The sequence below is a fragment of the Brevibacillus invocatus genome, from assembly GCF_003710915.1.
Taxonomy (GTDB): Bacteria; Bacillota; Bacilli; order Brevibacillales; family Brevibacillaceae; genus Brevibacillus; species Brevibacillus invocatus.
Genome location: NZ_RHHR01000060.1, coordinates 1 through 15,592, shown reverse-complemented (window position 1 = coordinate 15,592; position 15,592 = coordinate 1). Strand labels below are relative to the sequence as shown.

Below are 15,592 nucleotides of genomic sequence, written 5' to 3'. Positions count from 1 at the left end.
CCCATCCTGAAGCCGCTGGTGAAGAACTGTGCCGGATACCCGCCGTTATCGGGTTCGTTGAGTGAGCGAGGGGCTTATGGCCAATCGTTAATCAGGGTGGTACCGCGGAAGTTAATCCTCCGTCCCTTTTGGGATGGGGGATTTTTGCTTTTTATTCTGAAAAGGAGTGACATGGAATGAAGCAGGAAAAAGCGTTTGTGAAGGAAATTACGCCGCAGTCCGAGGATTTTTCCAGATGGTATATTGATGCGATCAAAAAAGCGGAGCTGATGGACTACACACCGGTTCGCGGCTGTATCGTGTTCAAGCCTGATGGATTTGAGCTGTGGGAGCGAATTCAGGCGGCGATGGATAAACGATTTAAAGAGACGGGCCATCGCAACGCCTATTTCCCGATGCTGATCCCCGAGTCTTTTTTCCAAAAAGAGAAGGAGCATATCGAAGGCTTCAATCCAGAGCTGCCTTGGGTGACAGAGGCGGGTGGAGAGCCGCTGGAAGAAAAGCTGGCGCTGCGTCCGACTTCGGAAACCATTATCGGGCACATGTACAGCCAGTGGATACAGAGCTATCGCGATTTGCCAGTGCTGATCAACCAGTGGGCCAACGTGTTTCGCTGGGAAAAGCGGACGATGCCATTCCTGCGCACCTCCGAGTTCCTCTGGCAGGAGGGACATACGGCTCACGCTACGGAGGAAGAAGCGCGGGAAGAAACCATGCAGATGCTGGAGATTTATCGCGAGGTGGTGGAGCAGGAGCTGGCGATCCCGGTCTGGAAGGGGCAAAAAACACCGAGTGAGCGATTCGCAGGTGCTGTCGATACGTATTCCATCGAGGCGATGATGAAGGATGGCAAGGCTGTGCAGGCGGGAACTTCGCACTATTTGGGGGAAAACTTCGCACGAGGCTTCGAGATCAAGTTCCTCGATCGCGACAATCAATTCAAGTACGTGCACACGACGTCCTGGGGCAGTTCTACCCGTCTGATCGGGGCGATGATCATGGTGCATGGAGACGACAGAGGGCTGGCATTCCCTCCGCGCATGGCGCCGACTCAGGTGGTGATGATCCCAGTAGGTCCGATGAAGCTGCGTGAACAGGTGATGACGGCCTTTGATCCGCTCTTTGATACATTGAAAGCAGCGGGAATCCGCGTGCGAGCTGACCTGCGCGAAGAAACGCCAGGCTGGAAATTCAATGAGTGGGAGATGCGTGGCGTGCCGATTCGACTGGAGATTGGTCCACGCGATGTGGAGAACGGACAGGTGATTTTAGCACGGCGTGATACGGGAGAGAAGGTAACGGTGCCGCTTGAGGGTGCTGCAGAAGCCGTGACCAAGCTGCTGGCGGAGATTCAGCAGAACATGTATGAGAAGGCCGTCGCCTTCCGCGATGAGCACTCCCACCTGGAGATCGACACGCTGGAGCAGCTGCACGCCCATATCGCCAATTGTGAGAGCGAAAACAAGCCGAGTGGATGGTTATTGGCAGGCTGGTGCGGTGAGGATGCTTGCGAGGCGAAGGTGAAGGAAGACACGAAGTTCACCTCCCGCAATATACCGTTTGAGCCGCCTATGGAGAAGAAGACGTGCATCACGTGCGGAGCGGACGCGAAGCATACGGCTTGGTTTGGAAGGGCTTATTGATTAGAAAACGAGCAAGACCACCTGTTCATGCAAGGATCAGGTGGTCTTTTTGCGGCTATGAGGAGCTTTGTTTGGTTTTTCCAGGCTTTTGCTTGTGCTCGACTGGCGCCCACATCCAGTTCTCGTGGTCCCAACTCAGCCGAAACAAATGGTGAGTGCCGTCAGCGGCAGCGTAGATGCTGAGAACATCGTCGTAGGTTCCAGTTCGGACGAACAAACCGGGGGTGCGGTCTCCTACTTTCGGGATGAAAGGATTATCTTTTAAACGTGGGTTTGCCCACCAAGAAGAGCGTAATCTAAATATTGCTCGTTCCGGTTTTTGTTTAATTTCTTCAGGTGTGACTTTGATTTTTTTCAGTTTAAGATCATTTAGGTATGTATACTCGGAGAAGTTCAGTTCAAAGTTCTCGAAGATGCTCCTATAAGTATCAAATTCTGCAAACCGACTGCGGAAGGTTGTTACAAAATCACTATTGGATGATAGAATCAGTAGATTGTTATGGCTGTATTGGTAGGTAGGACCGGTTGCGTGAAGTGGAGCTGCGCCTTCGTTCAGTTTTGTTCCGGTAAACGTAAAGGTAATCTGACCGCGAACTGTAAAATCCTCGTCTATTTCCACCCTTTCTGCTTCTCCAGAGTTGGGAAAAAAAACGACATGCACCGTACCTTTGTTTGTTTCTAACAGAACAGCCTGATCCGTAGATTGGAAAACGTTAGCAAAAGGTGAATCCGTTACCTGCTTGATTTCATAATCTGTGTATCTTTGCATCCATTTTACAAAATCAGAGGCAAAAGAGAAGCGTTGATCCAATACAAGGAACTTTGATTTTTCCAACGTCGGCGATTCTGTGTCTAATCTCGATACTTCCGAGGTAGGTGCCTCAGTCGAAGAGGGCAATTGCTTCTGATCCAAATGTATGCTGGGCAGAATAAACCACATTCCGAAGCATGTGAGCAGAAGACTGAGAACCACCGGCATAGGCATCCATCGCTTGTTAACCATGCGATGAGATATTTTACTCTGGACCGCCTTTTTCATTCGCTCCATCTGTTCACGATCAGACAAAGCCTCTTGTCGTTTTTCGGCTCCGAGATCGTGCAATCGTTGATTCAAATCCATTCCTTGCCCACCTCCACAGCCTTTTTCTTCAATGCTTCCCTCGCCCGATGCAGACGGGTGTACACCGCCCCGACCTTCATGTTTAAAATTTCGGCAATGCACTCAGCAGGCAAGTCCTCATAGTAGTACAGGACGATGATCTGCTTGTGGCGAAAGGGAAGGGCGTGGACGAGCTGTTCCAGTTGAACCAGGATGCTCTCGTCTTCTCTGTCTGGCACATGCCTGGCAGTGACAGACTCAAAGGCATTGTGGGATGGGGAGAAATACAGCAGCTTGCGAAAGCTCCAGGAACGCAGATACCGTTTCGACTCGTTTACAGCAATCCGATAGAGCCACGTTCCCAACTGGCTTTCTCCGCGAAAGGAACCGATATGCTTATACGCCTGTAGAAAAACCTCCTGAGTCAGATCCTCGGCAGCCACCGGGTCCTTGACCAGCCAACAGCAAAGTCGGTATACGTCAGGCATATGCGTATTCATCAATTCTTCAAAAGCGTAGGTGTCTGTTTGTGCAAGCAGGGTGACCGGTGGCGACAACATCGATTTTTCTTCCAACCTTCGTTCCTCCCTTCCCTTATTAGATACATCTGGAGGGAAAACCTTACAGATGCTCTTAAAAAAAGATAGGGAAGTTTCTACAGCCAGGATGGTTTCGTGATGTGTTAATCGTGCTCATGTTTGTGTGCGGGATGTGAATGGTCGTGCGCATGGTCATGGCTATGATCATGAGCGTCAAGTCCTGGTCCTATTTGGCACATCATTTCATCATGCCGGACGGCTGAGTTTTCAATTTGTACGGTTGCATGGGTGATCCCGAATTGATCGCGTAGTACGTGTAAAGCTTCTTGCAGCACAGGATAGCTCGGAAGATCGTCCTTCACCTCAAGGTGGACTGTCAGTGCATCGAAGCCAGAAGTAACCGTCCATATATGCAGGTCATGCACATATGTAACACCCGCTATCATTCCTAATGTCTCAGATACCTTTTGGGTATCGATACTAGATGGCGTTCCTTCCATCAAAACATTCACGGACTCCTTGGTTACCCGCCATGCACTGATCATGATAAGGACCCCGACGACGATGCTGATGATAGGATCGGCAATATACCAGCCGAACATCCACATCAGGAATCCGGCCGCGATCGCACCGACTGAGCCAAGCATATCCCCGAGTACGTGAAGGAAAGCACTTCGCATGTTGAGATTGTTTTTGTAGTCGCCGCGCATCAGCACAAAAGCAGCGGCAATATTGGCGAGCAACCCGACGAAAGCGATCCCCATCATCGACAGGCTGGATACCTCAGGTGGAGCAGCCAGTCTCTCGATTGCCTCCCAGAAGATGTAGAGGGAGATCAGTACCAGAGTCACACCGTTTATAAGAGCTGCCAGAATTTCAAAACGATAAAATCCATAGGTTTTGGCAGGCGAAGGTGGTTTGGAGGCAAAATACATCGCGATCAAGCTGAGAAAGAGCGCGGAAGAGTCACTCAGCATGTGCCCTGCGTCTGACAGTAGGGCAAGGCTGTTGGTGAGAAACCCTCCGATGACTTCGATGATGAGAAAAGTAGTCGTGATACATAGGGATATCAGCAGTGCTTTTTTGTTCGCACCTTTTCCGTGCGTGTGTCCATGATCATGGGAATGTCCGTGATGGAGCCCCATAGTAAGCCCTCCTTAAATCGGATAATATTTCCTAATGTAGCTCTGATTATAGTGGCTTATAAACAAACATTCAAGTAATTGTTTGAATGTTTGTTTCGCAGTGGTTAACCCGGCAGATCCTCCGGCGATGACATCTGCATGGCTATCGCCTACATAGATGGTTTCGGCAGGAATAGCTTTCATCTGCTCCATTGCAAGTAGAATCCCTTCAGGATGCGGCTTGGGAGTGGAAACCTCGACACCAGTGATCACCACTTCGAAAAAGCGTTCCAGTCCCCATTCCCGCAACGAGATATCCGCATTTTCCTGTGACGATTCCCATCCTTAAATAGGGATAAAAAAAGAAAACCATCCTCGCCCGATGGTTTTCGTGTTGATCTTCAATTCTTATGCAGCGACGAACATCTCTAATCCAGCGTATCCTCGAATCCATCGTCAACATCATCCGTAGGATCAGCAGGAGTGTGCGGAAAGAGAATGTTAAAATACTTCAATTTTCGTCTGCCGGGCTCGTTTTTAAAAGCTTTGTACTTCTGAATCAGCTCATTGATTTCTTCAACCATCTGATTTCGTTCTTCCTGACTCAAGTAAAATTCAGACAAGTTGAAAGCAAATGTGTTCTTGTACTCCTTGCGAACATCTGTATCGCTGGCAACCAAACGGTTCAGTGTACGCAGTAAATCCTGTTCTGTCGTACGGAAAGGAGTAAACATGATGTCACTCAATTGCTGTGCGTTTTCCTCGATCATAAGCTGAAGTTTTACTTGAATCACCTTGGCAACAGGCTCGTAGTATTTTTCTACGATAGAACCTTTTACTCGCGTATCTACCTGTTCCAACAAACCAACTCGTACCAGCTCTTTCACGTGGTAGTGAAGACGGGCAGCGTTTTCGCCCAGTTCTGTAGCGATTTGTTTGGCAGTTCGGGGCTCCAGGTCTTCGAAGAGTTCCAAAATCTTTACGCGTTCCGGTATGGCAAGGGATTTTAGCGCTTCTGGGTCGGTTACTTCAAAAAACTCTTTCATGCCATCATTCACCATCCAACTGACTAAGCCAATTTTTAATAATTCCTCTTTCTCAATACTATCAATCAATTCTAGCGTTTTCTGACAAAAAGCGCAATGCGTATACTGGATGAAGTGACTGGCAGCTTGTGATAAAATGGAATTTATCAAGGAATGGAACTGAGTAGAAAGAAGGGATATCCATGACGACTGTCGGTCAAGCAGCGCCTGATTTTACCTTGCAAGCCAACAACAACCAGACCATCTCGCTATCCCAGTATCACGGAAAACATGTGGTACTTTATTTTTATCCGAAGGACATGACCCCCGGATGCACGACGGAAGCCTGCGATTTTCGCGACTATCATCCGATGTTTTCCGAATTGAACACGGTGGTCCTCGGAATCAGTCCGGATGATGTCAAATCCCATGACAAGTTTATCGCCAAACATGAATTGCCATTCCCGCTTTTGGCAGACCCCGATCATCAGGTTGCAGAAGCGTATGGCGTATGGGTATTGAAAAAAATGTATGGCCGGGAGTATATGGGCATTGAGCGGTCGACGTTTGTGATTGATCCGGAAGGGAAGATCGCGAAGGAATGGAAAAAAGTGAAGGTGAAAGGACACGTGCAAGAAGTCCTTCAATTTATCAAGGAAGAATTGTAAAACGAATACATACGGTTGAGGAGGCATGTGATCATGACTGTTTCTGTCCCTTATATGGTAGATTCTTTTTGCCAATTGGCCAATATTCCAAGTCCATCAGGTAATACCGCCAAAGTGATGGAGTGGGTCGCTCAAGAGCTGACTTCTTTGGGCGTCGAACACAAACGCACGAACAAAGGGGCCATTATCGCCACCTTGCCTGGACGCAATCAGGAAAAGGAGCGTCTCTTGACCGCACACGTCGACACGTTGGGAGCAATGGTAAAGGAAATCAAGGCAAGCGGGCGTCTGAAGCTGACCTTGATTGGCGGGTTTACGTTTAACGCTGTGGAAGGAGAGCATTGCTCGATAGAAACCTCCAGCGGCCGAATCGTAACAGGGACGATTCTTTCTACCAAGGCGTCTGTTCACGTTTACCGGGAATCCGGAAAAATGGAGCGAAGCGAAGAGAACATGGAAGTTCGTCTGGACGAAAAAGTAAAGAGCAAGCAGGACGTAATCGACTTAGGAATAAGCGTGGGAGACTTCGTATCCTTTGATCCCCGCGTAACCGTCACAGAGAGCGGCTTCATCAAGTCCCGCCACATCGATGACAAGGCGAGTGTCGCGATTTTGCTGGGAGTCATCAAGCATTTGAAAGAGTCCAACGAGATTCTTCCGTATACGACTCACTTTTTCGTAAGCAATAACGAAGAGATTGGCTACGGCGGCAACTCCAGTGTGCCCTCCAAAGTCGTCGAATATTTGGCTGTGGATATGGGGGCGATCGGGGATGGACAGACGACCGACGAGTACTGTGTCTCGATCTGCGCCAAGGATTCCTCCGGTCCATATCACTACGGATTACGCCGTCATTTGACTGAGCTGGCAGAGAAAAATGGCCTCCATTATCAAGTCGACATCTACCCTTACTACGGCTCTGACGCTAGTGCAGCCCTGCGAGCAGGCTACGACATCGTACATGGATTGATTGGACCAGGGGTTGATGCGTCGCATTCACATGAACGGACTCACAAGGAAGCGCTGGACAACACGGCCAAGCTGGTCATGGCTTATTTGATGTCTGAAGCCTTGCAAGCGTAATGAAGAGGGAGAGACGACAAGCATGAGTGACATGTACCGCTGGGCGGATTATTATGATTTGACGCAGCGCGGAGTGGCAGGAGATGTAGAGTTTTATCTGGAAATGGCCAAAAAAGCAGGCGGCCCGGTCTTAGATCTGGCCTGCGGAACCGGTCGAATCAGTATTCCGATTGCTCAAGCAGGGGTAAAGGTGACAGGGATCGATCTGTCATCAGACATGTTGGAGAAGGCACGAGCCAAAGCATTGGAAGCTGGTGTAGCCGACAACCTGAAGCTGCTGCAGGGGGATATGCGAAAATTTCAGCTCGAACAGTCGTTTTCACTGATCATGATTCCGTTTCGCTCTTTTCTTCACCTGATGCACATTCACGAGCAGATGAAAGCATTGACTTGCATACGAAAGCATCTGGCGCCGGGCGGCAAGTTCGTGATGAACGTCTTCGTCCCCAAGATCAGTCATTTTGCTGAAGAAAGCGAGAAAATGTCACTGCGCGGAACGTATCGAATGGATGACGGGGATGAACTGGCGATGTGGGATTACACCCGCTATGATCACTTCCAGCAATGGTCGGAAGTGACACGCATCTACGAGCGCAGCAATCCGGCAGGTGTCGTGACAGAGCGCGTGAAGGGAACGTTTACGCTGCGCTACATTTTTCCGGCGGAGCTGCATCATCTGCTGCGTCTGAACGGCTTGAAAGTCGTGGAGCGCTACGGAACCTTTGCCAAAACGCCTCTTGATGCCAGTAGCAATGAATGTATCCTGGTAGCAGAGGCACTGTAGGGGTTGTTTTTTAGTTTGATAATAGCTATGTAGGAGGGATCGGGATGAGAATTTACACGAAGACAGGGGATAAAGGGGAAACCTCATTGGTTCATGGCATGCGCGTGCCCAAATTTGCAGATCGGGTCGAGGCTTACGGCACTTGTGATGAAGCCAATTCACAGATCGGACTCGCTTTGTCGCTATTGCCCCAGACAGATGAGTGGGCAGAACTGCGTGCAGTGTTTCATGTGATCCAGACCAAGCTGTTTCACGTCGGTGCTGAGCTGGCTACACCAGAAGGAAAAAATGTAGGCTGGCCGATCGTGGAGGAAGACGTCACCTACCTGGAAGAGCAGATCGACAACCTGGCAGCGGATCAACCGCCTTTGACCAACTTTATCTTGCCTGGCGGGCATCCGGCATCCTCGACCTTCCACGTGGCGCGCACGGTAGTCAGGCGTGCAGAGCGAAAAGCGGTGCACGTGGCGCAGCAGGAGAAGGTGAACCCTGCTGTTGTCAAATATTTGAATCGTTTGTCTGATTACCTGTTTGTAGTAGCTCGTCATGTCAATCATCAGACTGGAGCTCCAGAACAGTATTTACATGACTGATGCAAAAGTAGGGAAGAGTACATGAATATCCTGTCTATTGTGGAAGAATCCGATATTGCCTACAAACGTGTATTTTCTAGCATGGAGCAGAGAGCTTGGGGATATCTGTTTGTAAATGAAGAAAATCCGCTTCACTACGATGCCAACCATGCACATTTGAGCCAAGCGGTCATCGATCAGTCGGAAGCAAAGCAAATTGTAGCAGAAGTGGTCGACTTCTTTGAGCCCAAAGGAATCTTTCCACGTGTTTATTTGTATCAGCCAGCCAAGCAACAGGCTCTTTTGGATGAATTGGAGAAGCAGGGCTTCAAAACGGAGTCCTTGCCTTCTCCCATTCAGCTCTGGCAGGGACAATTGGCAGAGACAAAACCACGGGCTGATATTGAAATTGAGCCTGTAACCACAGGGAACTACGAGGATTGTCTCCTGGTCGAATCCGTACCGGAGCTTGGAGGAAGAGAGATCCGGGAAAAAGCTTTCGCACAGGAGTTCGCCCATCCGGCTTTCCAGCATTTTTTGCTTCGCGTCAATGGGGAACCAGCTTCGACCTTGTGCTTGTTGCTCGCAGGACCGATCGTACGGGTAGAAAATGTGGCTACCCTTCCTGCTTTTCGCGGCCAAGGCTTGATCGGTCATCTGATCCGACATGTACAGGAGCAGTTTCTCTTGTCGGGAGGAACGCAGCTTTGGGTCTGCCCGATCAACGAGCAGGTCGAAAAGGTATACAGCCGCTACGGGTTTGTGACGATGGACAAAATCCATTTTCAGCATGCTTATCGAGGTGGAAAAGGCATTTTGGAGCTTCGCTGAGTTGATACGATGGTATGAAAGCAAATAAAGCCCTGCTTGCATGGTCGCGAGCAGGGCTTTTCGCTGTTAGGACAAATAGGTGGAAATCCCTTCACGGAAAGGGATCTTGGCAGTTGAAAACGTGTCGTACAATCGCTGAGCGTCTTTACAGTCGTTTCCTTCCAGCAGCATCGTCAGCTGTGTGTTGGTGATCGGAAAAAAGGAGAAACCCTCCATCGTGTTAATGACAGGCTTCATCAGTCCGAGCGGGATATGGAATTTGCGCACGCGATGCTTTCCAATAGCAGCTCCGATATCATCCAGGATTTGACCATACGTGATGGATGATGGGCCACCTGTTTCATAGATTTGCTGGGTGGATGCTTCCAGCGAGAGCGCTTGGACAAAAACATCTGCTACGGTTTCCCGAGCTACGGGCTGCAACGGATAGGAGCCATCGCCGATGACAGGTGTGACAGGCAGACGGACCAAATCGGCCAGCATGTTGACGAATTCATCACCAGGGCCAAATATCACGGATGGACGGAAGATTACATACGGGATCCCGCTATTCTGCACCAACTGTTCTGCTTCGTATTTGCTTCGATGATAGGCGCTTGTCGCATTTTCCCGGGCACCCAATGCACTCATGTGGACAAAGCGTTTAATTCCGACCTGTTTGGCTGCGGCAAGCACGTTTTTGGTCCCTTCTACATGAATGCGGGAAAACGTGATACCTTTGCCAGGCTTCTCCCGTATAATGCCGACAAGATGGATGACCGCATCACAATCCCGCATGGCAGATGCAAGTGACTGTGTATCCATTAAATCGCCTGTCGCCCACGAGATATTTGCGGCACTACCATCGTTTTGTCCGATCTTGCCCTGCGATCCCGGCCGGATGAGACAGACGATCTCATGCCCCTCTTTTTGCAAGCGGGCCATCATTCCTTTTCCCACAAAACCCGTTGATCCAGTCAGGAAGACTTTCATCTCGATCCCCCCTGTCAATCTGATCCATTTATCCTCCATTCTACCTTACTTCCATTGCCGGATGCTATTCGAATCGGCGATAGATGATTGTCGAGTTGGCATCTCCCTGTATAATGGAGGGAGAAGGGGGTTATACCAATGGCACAGCGGAAAGTACCTGTAACCGAAATCCTGGATACCCTGCAGCAGCTTTATCCAGACGCGCATTGTGAATTGAACTACAGATCTCCATTCGAGCTGTTGATCGCGACGATTCTGTCAGCTCAGTGTACAGATAAACGAGTGAATGAAATTACCGCCCCTATGTTTGAAAGCTTGAACGAACCCGAGCATTATCTTCATTTGACACAAGAGGAAATGGAAGAGCATATAAAGGGGCTTGGGCTGTATAAGAATAAAAGTAAGAACATCCTGGAGACCTGTAGAATCCTGTTTGAGAAGTACAACGGTGAAGTTCCGCAGACTCACGCGCAGCTGGAGGAATTGCCGGGTGTAGGCAGAAAGACGGCCAATGTCGTTTTGTCCAACGCCTATGGCATACCCGCAATCGCAGTCGATACACATGTGTTTCGTGTAGCCAACCGGCTGGGCTTGGCCAAAAGCGACAACGTAGACGAAGTGGAACGCCAGCTGATGAAAAGAATTCCCCGGGAAAAGTGGTCGGATGCTCATCACTGGCTGATCTGGTACGGTCGAAGAATCTGTTCGGCTCGCAATCCGCAGTGCGGGGTTTGTCCATTGCAGTCGATGTGCCGTTTCGCTCAGACGGAAGCCAAAAAAGCAGCATCGAAAAAGAAGCCGAAGACCACAACGAATAGTTCATAGAGAATTTTTTGTTGCCAGTTTCTCCAAATACGTGTAATGCATATTGACAGTATTCGTTGACTAGACGTACACTTATTTAAAGTAATTCTAATCAATGACACTAGAAACAAGTTCTGTTGTCTTGCGAAAGACTGAGAGGTGTATCAAAATGACACAGCGTGTAGAAAAAGCTGTCGAGATCCTTAAAAACACCGGAGTCCGAATGACACCTCAGCGTCATGCCATCTTGACTTATCTGCTTGATACGATGACCCACCCAACTGCTGATGAAATATACAAGGCGCTTGAGGGAAAATTCCCGAATATGAGTGTGGCCACGATCTACAACAATCTGCGGGTATTCAAGGATGCGGGCCTGGTGCGGGAGCTGACTTACGGTGATGCTTCCAGCCGTTTTGATGCCAATGTAGAAGAAGATCACTACCACGCAATCTGTATGAACTGCGGCTCCATCAGTGATTTTCACTTCCCTTACCTGAAGGATGCTGAAACTTCTGCCGCAAAAGACGTCGGATTTCAGGTCACTGGTCATCGAATGGAAGTCTACGGCATCTGTACGGCCTGTCAAAAGACTACTCACTAAAACAGCTTTGTCTGCAAACACCTTCTGATTCAACGAATGAGCTCTTTGTTGATGAGGAAGGTGTTTTTCTGTCGTTTCGTGTAACGTTTTATCAGTTGAAACGTCTTTGGTTGGGAGGAGTTTGTTCAAGATTTGCCAATAGACAAAAGGTTGTGAACGAATTGAATTCACTATATGATCGTAGAAATAAGTCTAGCGGAATATCATCCTATTATGTCGTGGTGATGGTTCGTCAACAAGGGGGTCGAGACCATGAGAGCGGAAAGAGGAGTGACTACTCGCCCAAGACGTAAACGAAGCCGTCTGGCCAGCTTTTTTCTCATGCTCATGCTATTTATCGTCGCAATATTCAGCGCTATGTATTGGTACTTTTTTCTGCGTCCGTCTACGGAGCATGTTGAACCATACAATGGAGAGAAGCAAGTCATCGTATTCCAGGGCGAGCAGATCGACACGCCTTACCTGCTGGATGCGCAGCAGGTGCTGCTCCCTTTTGATTTTATAAAAGAACACATCGACCCGGATCTATTCTGGGATGAACCGACCAAATCCGTGATTGTCACGACCAAGGACAAGGTTCTCCGGATGCAGAGCGATCAGGTGGTGGCCTATCTGAACAAAAAGCCTCTCAATCTGCAGGTGCCTGTTCAGGACGTGGAGGGAGTACGCTATGTGCCGCTCGAACCGGTAGAAAAGCTGTATTCATTCTCGTTCCGGAAGCTTGAGGATTCCGGTGTGCTGCAGGTAGAAAAGGAAGGCTATGCCGTACAGCAGGCTGAGATTGTAGCCGAAGAAAAAGCGGGCCTGGTGAGGACCGGAGCTTCCCATCGCGAGCCGATCGTTGCAGAGCTTTCTTCAGGAGACAAAGTCGATATATTGGGTGAAAAGGAAGGCTGGTACCGGGTATTGACGCCAAAAGGTACAAGCGGTTTTCTTCCCAAAGGGGCTGTCACGCTGACTGAAGTGCGCAAGGTACAGCTGGAACGTCCGGCTTCCACTGAGAAAAAGGCTGCCTGGAAGCCACTCGGACAAAAGATTAATCTGGTGTGGGAGCATGTCGTGAACCGTAATCCCAATACAGCTGAGATCGGCGCCTTGCCTGGCGTCAATGTCGTATCCCCGACCTGGTTTGAAATGAAGGATTCAGAGGGGAACTTGACGAATAAAGCCGACCCTGCCTATGTAAAATGGGCGCATCAGCGGGGCTATAAGGTCTGGGGACTCGTAACGAACGGATTCAACCCGGATTGGACCGCTTCCGTGCTGAGCAGCTTTGACAAGCGTGAAACAGTGATTGCCCAGCTCCTCCATTATGCCCATTTATACGATCTTGACGGGATTAACATTGACTTTGAGAATGTCTATCTGGCGGACAAGGAACGACTGGTTCAATTCATGCGGGAATTGACTCCGTATCTGCATGAGCAAGGACTTACGGTCAGCATCGATGTGACGATCAAATCAACGGCTGAGACGTGGTCGATGTTTTTGGATCGGCCAGCACTCGCAAAAATCGTGGACTATGTAGCAGTCATGACTTACGACGAGCATTGGGCTGCGAGTCCGAAAGCAGGGTCTGTTGCTTCTCTGCCTTGGACAGAGAACGGTCTGAAAGGCGTGCTGGAGGAAGTACCGGCCGAAAAGCTGCTGCTTGGTGTCCCTTTTTACACGCGCTTGTGGACAGAAGCAAAGCAGGCTGACGGAAAAGTAAAGGTAAGCTCCAGGGCGCTGTATATGTCTGGCGCGAAGAAATGGATCGAGGAGCGTAAGCTGACGCCTAAGCTGGACGAGGCTTCTGGACAAAATTATGTAGAGTACAAAGACCCGAAGGATGGCAATACGTACAAAATGTGGATTGAGGACACTGTCTCTATGAAAAAACGGGTCGAACTGGTGGAGAAGTACAACCTGGCGGGCATAGCTGCGTGGCGCCGCGGTTTTGAAGAGCCGGAGATTTGGGATGCAATTCAAGAAGGCTTAAACAAATAATGCGCAAGTAGATAGAAGAAAGCCACCTGCTAGTCGAGTTACATCGGCAAGTCAGGTGGCTTGTATGTGTTTAAGGATTATGTCTGGTTTTGGGGTTGCTCGTCTTCTAGTCGCAAAGGCTGTCCACAAAACATACAGGCGTCGTCCTTGCCGAGCATCTTGGTCACTTTCTGACAAGACGGGCACGATACCTGGGGGGCAGAAGTCGATACCATTCCGGAAATCATAAAGAGTACCGTACTCGCCATTGTGAGCAAAAAGCCGATGATTAACAGGAGCGTCATAAAGATATGAGAGCCTTTGAGCAAAGGTCCGAGCAAAGGTATAAAGTCCAAGTATCCAGCAAAGAACGCATAGCCTGTATACATAAGAAGAAGGCCAATAACCATGCTCCAGTTGCCCCATGTGCGCATGCGTTTTATTTTACTCAGGCGTTCAGTTTTTTTCATCATCATTCCTCCTGCACACTAGTATAGCACACAAAGGATTCATCTGTTTACAAGCAGGAAACCTGAGCTGCTTGTAGAATCCATACATTCAACCTTGGGATCAGTTGAAAGGAGGGCATGGCATGGGACCAGATGACTGCAATGAAATGTACCTGCAAACCTTGAGAAAGCGTTTGGATGTAGAAGCAGTTTTGATGTTGCCTGATCCTTACATGCTTGTTCCGTTTCGTGATGGGACTTTCTATTTGATTGTGGTGAATCAGCCACAGACAGAGAGTATGACCAGGCGAATACTGATTCAGGGAAAATCAATCGTAGAGCAGCAAGTGAGCACTTGGCAGTTGGAGCAAGCTGCGGTACGTGGTCTGGATGAACAGCTCTCGGCCATTTTGAAGACAGCAGTTGTCGTTTGGGAGAAAGACGGCTACATGAGTATGATGAAGCAACGCCTTTATCAAATGCCGAAACCACTCCAAAAAATGTACATCTGCAGAGAGTATTCCCGATTGCTCCGCTTTTTTTGTCAAACCAAGGAATGTTTGAATCGTGGGATGAATCTGGATGCTTATCATGCGGTGATCCAGTCCCTTCATGCTTGGGCCAGGTGTATTATCTATGAAGCGGGGGAGCAGCCAGTCTGTGGGCTTTGGTCGCAGGTAAAGCTGATCGATCCCTCTGTATACAAGCTGTACGAAGAGCTGTCGATCAATGCAGAGGCTCTGGATAAGCGCATAGAACTTTTGGAGCTTGCCATTGAATTCTGGCTATCTTCTTCAATGAAGGAATCTGTGCGCTATGTTATGGAGATTATGGAGACGAAGACTGGACCGTGGCGCTTTTCTGAGTTGATGATGCATGATGAAATCAAGCGGGCTGATATCGAGCTTCCTTTGTTACTGGAGAAAATGGTGCAGCGATCCTTGCTCCGTGAAGTTTCCCTTTCATTAGATGGAGATGGGAACGAAGAGATCGGATTTATATTGTCGGAGTAAATTTTTTTAAATACCGTTGACTTCTGTTGAGGAAACATGCTATAGTTACAAACGTTGCTGCTAAACACCTGAAACAAATGGCAACAAGAAAAATGAAAAAAACACTTGATTTCACAAGTGGATGTGTGATAAATTAAGAAAGTCGCCTCTGGGCGATTGAAGAACAAAATGCTCTTTGAAAACTGAACAGCGAAAGCGTTGATGAGTCTATCATGAAATGTTTTGCCAGCTTTGAACCAGATACAAACTTTATTGGAGAGTTTGATCCTGGCTCAGGACGAACGCTGGCGGCGTGCCTAATACATGCAAGTCGAGCGAGGGTTTTCGGACCCTAGCGGCGGACGGGTGAGTAACACGTAGGCAACCTGCCCATAAGACCGGGATAACATAGGGAAACTTATGCTAATACCGGAT

At 48.9% G+C, this 15,592-nt stretch carries 16 protein-coding genes, 1 rRNA gene and 1 pseudogene; 11 read left to right on the top strand and 7 right to left on the bottom strand.

Annotated features, from left to right (window positions below):
• Positions 1–176 precede the first annotated feature (176 nt).
• Positions 177–1,643: a proline--tRNA ligase gene (gene proS, locus EDM52_RS23070; RefSeq protein ID WP_122911252.1), complete on the top strand. Its 1,467-nt coding sequence runs from the start codon at positions 177–179 to the stop codon at positions 1,641–1,643.
• A 55-nt stretch (positions 1,644–1,698) separates the two neighbouring features.
• On the opposite strand, the gene EDM52_RS23065 is transcribed toward proS, so the two are convergent.
• The 5 genes and pseudogenes from EDM52_RS23065 to EDM52_RS23045 all read right to left on the bottom strand — a co-directional run bounded on the left by EDM52_RS23065 (position 1,699) and on the right by EDM52_RS23045 (position 5,451).
• A complete protein-coding gene (locus tag EDM52_RS23065; protein WP_122911251.1) occupies positions 1,699–2,763 on the bottom strand; it encodes a hypothetical protein in 1,065 nt (354 codons plus the stop codon).
• Positions 2,754–3,317, bottom strand: coding sequence for an RNA polymerase sigma factor (locus EDM52_RS23060; protein ID WP_245997335.1), 564 nt, complete (start codon positions 3,315–3,317; stop codon positions 2,754–2,756). Before EDM52_RS23060 ends, EDM52_RS23065 begins: the two co-directional genes overlap by 10 nt.
• A 107-nt stretch (positions 3,318–3,424) precedes the next feature.
• Positions 3,425–4,426 (bottom strand): cation diffusion facilitator family transporter, encoded by a 1,002-nt coding sequence (locus EDM52_RS23055; protein ID WP_122911250.1) that lies wholly within the window; start codon positions 4,424–4,426, stop codon positions 3,425–3,427.
• A gap of 12 nt (positions 4,427–4,438) precedes the next feature.
• Positions 4,439–4,729, bottom strand: a pseudogene (locus EDM52_RS23050) (HAD-IA family hydrolase); the annotation flags it as partial.
• A gap of 104 nt (positions 4,730–4,833) precedes the next feature.
• A complete protein-coding gene (locus tag EDM52_RS23045) occupies positions 4,834–5,451 on the bottom strand; it encodes a winged helix-turn-helix domain-containing protein (RefSeq protein WP_122911271.1) in 618 nt (205 codons plus the stop codon).
• Positions 5,452–5,633: 182 nt separating this feature from the next.
• Between EDM52_RS23045 and bcp the strand changes: the two genes are divergently transcribed.
• From bcp to EDM52_RS23020, 5 genes are read left to right on the top strand one after another with little or no spacing between them, the layout of a single operon-like run.
• Complete coding sequence (bcp, locus tag EDM52_RS23040) at positions 5,634–6,098, top strand: thioredoxin-dependent thiol peroxidase (RefSeq protein WP_122911248.1); 465 nt, start codon at positions 5,634–5,636, stop codon at positions 6,096–6,098.
• A gap of 33 nt (positions 6,099–6,131) precedes the next feature.
• Positions 6,132–7,181 carry a M42 family metallopeptidase gene (locus tag EDM52_RS23035; RefSeq protein ID WP_122911247.1) on the top strand — a complete coding sequence of 350 codons (1,050 nt, stop codon included), beginning with the start codon at positions 6,132–6,134 and terminating at the stop codon, positions 7,179–7,181.
• Positions 7,182–7,203: 22 nt separating this feature from the next.
• Positions 7,204–7,965: a class I SAM-dependent methyltransferase gene (locus EDM52_RS23030; RefSeq protein WP_122911246.1), complete on the top strand. Its 762-nt coding sequence runs from the start codon at positions 7,204–7,206 to the stop codon at positions 7,963–7,965.
• A 44-nt stretch (positions 7,966–8,009) separates the two neighbouring features.
• Positions 8,010–8,558: a cob(I)yrinic acid a,c-diamide adenosyltransferase gene (locus EDM52_RS23025; RefSeq protein WP_122911245.1), complete on the top strand. Its 549-nt coding sequence runs from the start codon at positions 8,010–8,012 to the stop codon at positions 8,556–8,558.
• 21 nt (positions 8,559–8,579) lie between these two features.
• Positions 8,580–9,368 carry a GNAT family N-acetyltransferase gene (locus EDM52_RS23020; RefSeq protein ID WP_122911244.1) on the top strand — a complete coding sequence of 263 codons (789 nt, stop codon included), beginning with the start codon at positions 8,580–8,582 and terminating at the stop codon, positions 9,366–9,368.
• A gap of 66 nt (positions 9,369–9,434) precedes the next feature.
• Here EDM52_RS23020 and EDM52_RS23015 read toward each other — a convergent pair whose 3' ends face one another.
• A complete protein-coding gene (locus EDM52_RS23015; protein WP_122911270.1) occupies positions 9,435–10,340 on the bottom strand; it encodes a complex I NDUFA9 subunit family protein in 906 nt (301 codons plus the stop codon).
• Positions 10,341–10,478: 138 nt separating this feature from the next.
• Between EDM52_RS23015 and nth the strand changes: the two genes are divergently transcribed.
• From nth to EDM52_RS23000, 3 genes are all read left to right on the top strand, one after another.
• Complete coding sequence (gene nth, locus EDM52_RS23010) at positions 10,479–11,165, top strand: endonuclease III (RefSeq protein ID WP_122911243.1); 687 nt, start codon at positions 10,479–10,481, stop codon at positions 11,163–11,165.
• Positions 11,166–11,313: 148 nt separating this feature from the next.
• The gene (gene perR / locus EDM52_RS23005) at positions 11,314–11,748 is read left to right on the top strand and encodes a peroxide-responsive transcriptional repressor PerR (RefSeq protein ID WP_122911242.1); all 435 of its coding nucleotides are present in this window, start codon (positions 11,314–11,316) and stop codon (positions 11,746–11,748) included.
• A gap of 252 nt (positions 11,749–12,000) precedes the next feature.
• The gene (locus EDM52_RS23000) at positions 12,001–13,737 is read left to right on the top strand and encodes a glycosyl hydrolase family 18 protein (RefSeq protein ID WP_122911241.1); all 1,737 of its coding nucleotides are present in this window, start codon (positions 12,001–12,003) and stop codon (positions 13,735–13,737) included.
• Positions 13,738–13,814: 77 nt separating this feature from the next.
• Here EDM52_RS23000 and EDM52_RS22995 read toward each other — a convergent pair whose 3' ends face one another.
• Positions 13,815–14,186, bottom strand: a complete 372-nt coding sequence (locus EDM52_RS22995; protein ID WP_122911240.1) for a YgzB family protein — start codon at positions 14,184–14,186, stop codon at positions 13,815–13,817.
• A 122-nt stretch (positions 14,187–14,308) separates the two neighbouring features.
• On the opposite strand from EDM52_RS22995, the gene EDM52_RS22990 reads away from it, so the two are divergent.
• Together EDM52_RS22990 and EDM52_RS22985 are read left to right on the top strand one after the other, a co-directional pair.
• Complete coding sequence (locus EDM52_RS22990) at positions 14,309–15,178, top strand: hypothetical protein (protein ID WP_122911239.1); 870 nt, start codon at positions 14,309–14,311, stop codon at positions 15,176–15,178.
• Positions 15,179–15,427: 249 nt separating this feature from the next.
• Positions 15,428–15,592 (top strand): 16S ribosomal RNA (locus EDM52_RS22985); the annotation flags it as partial.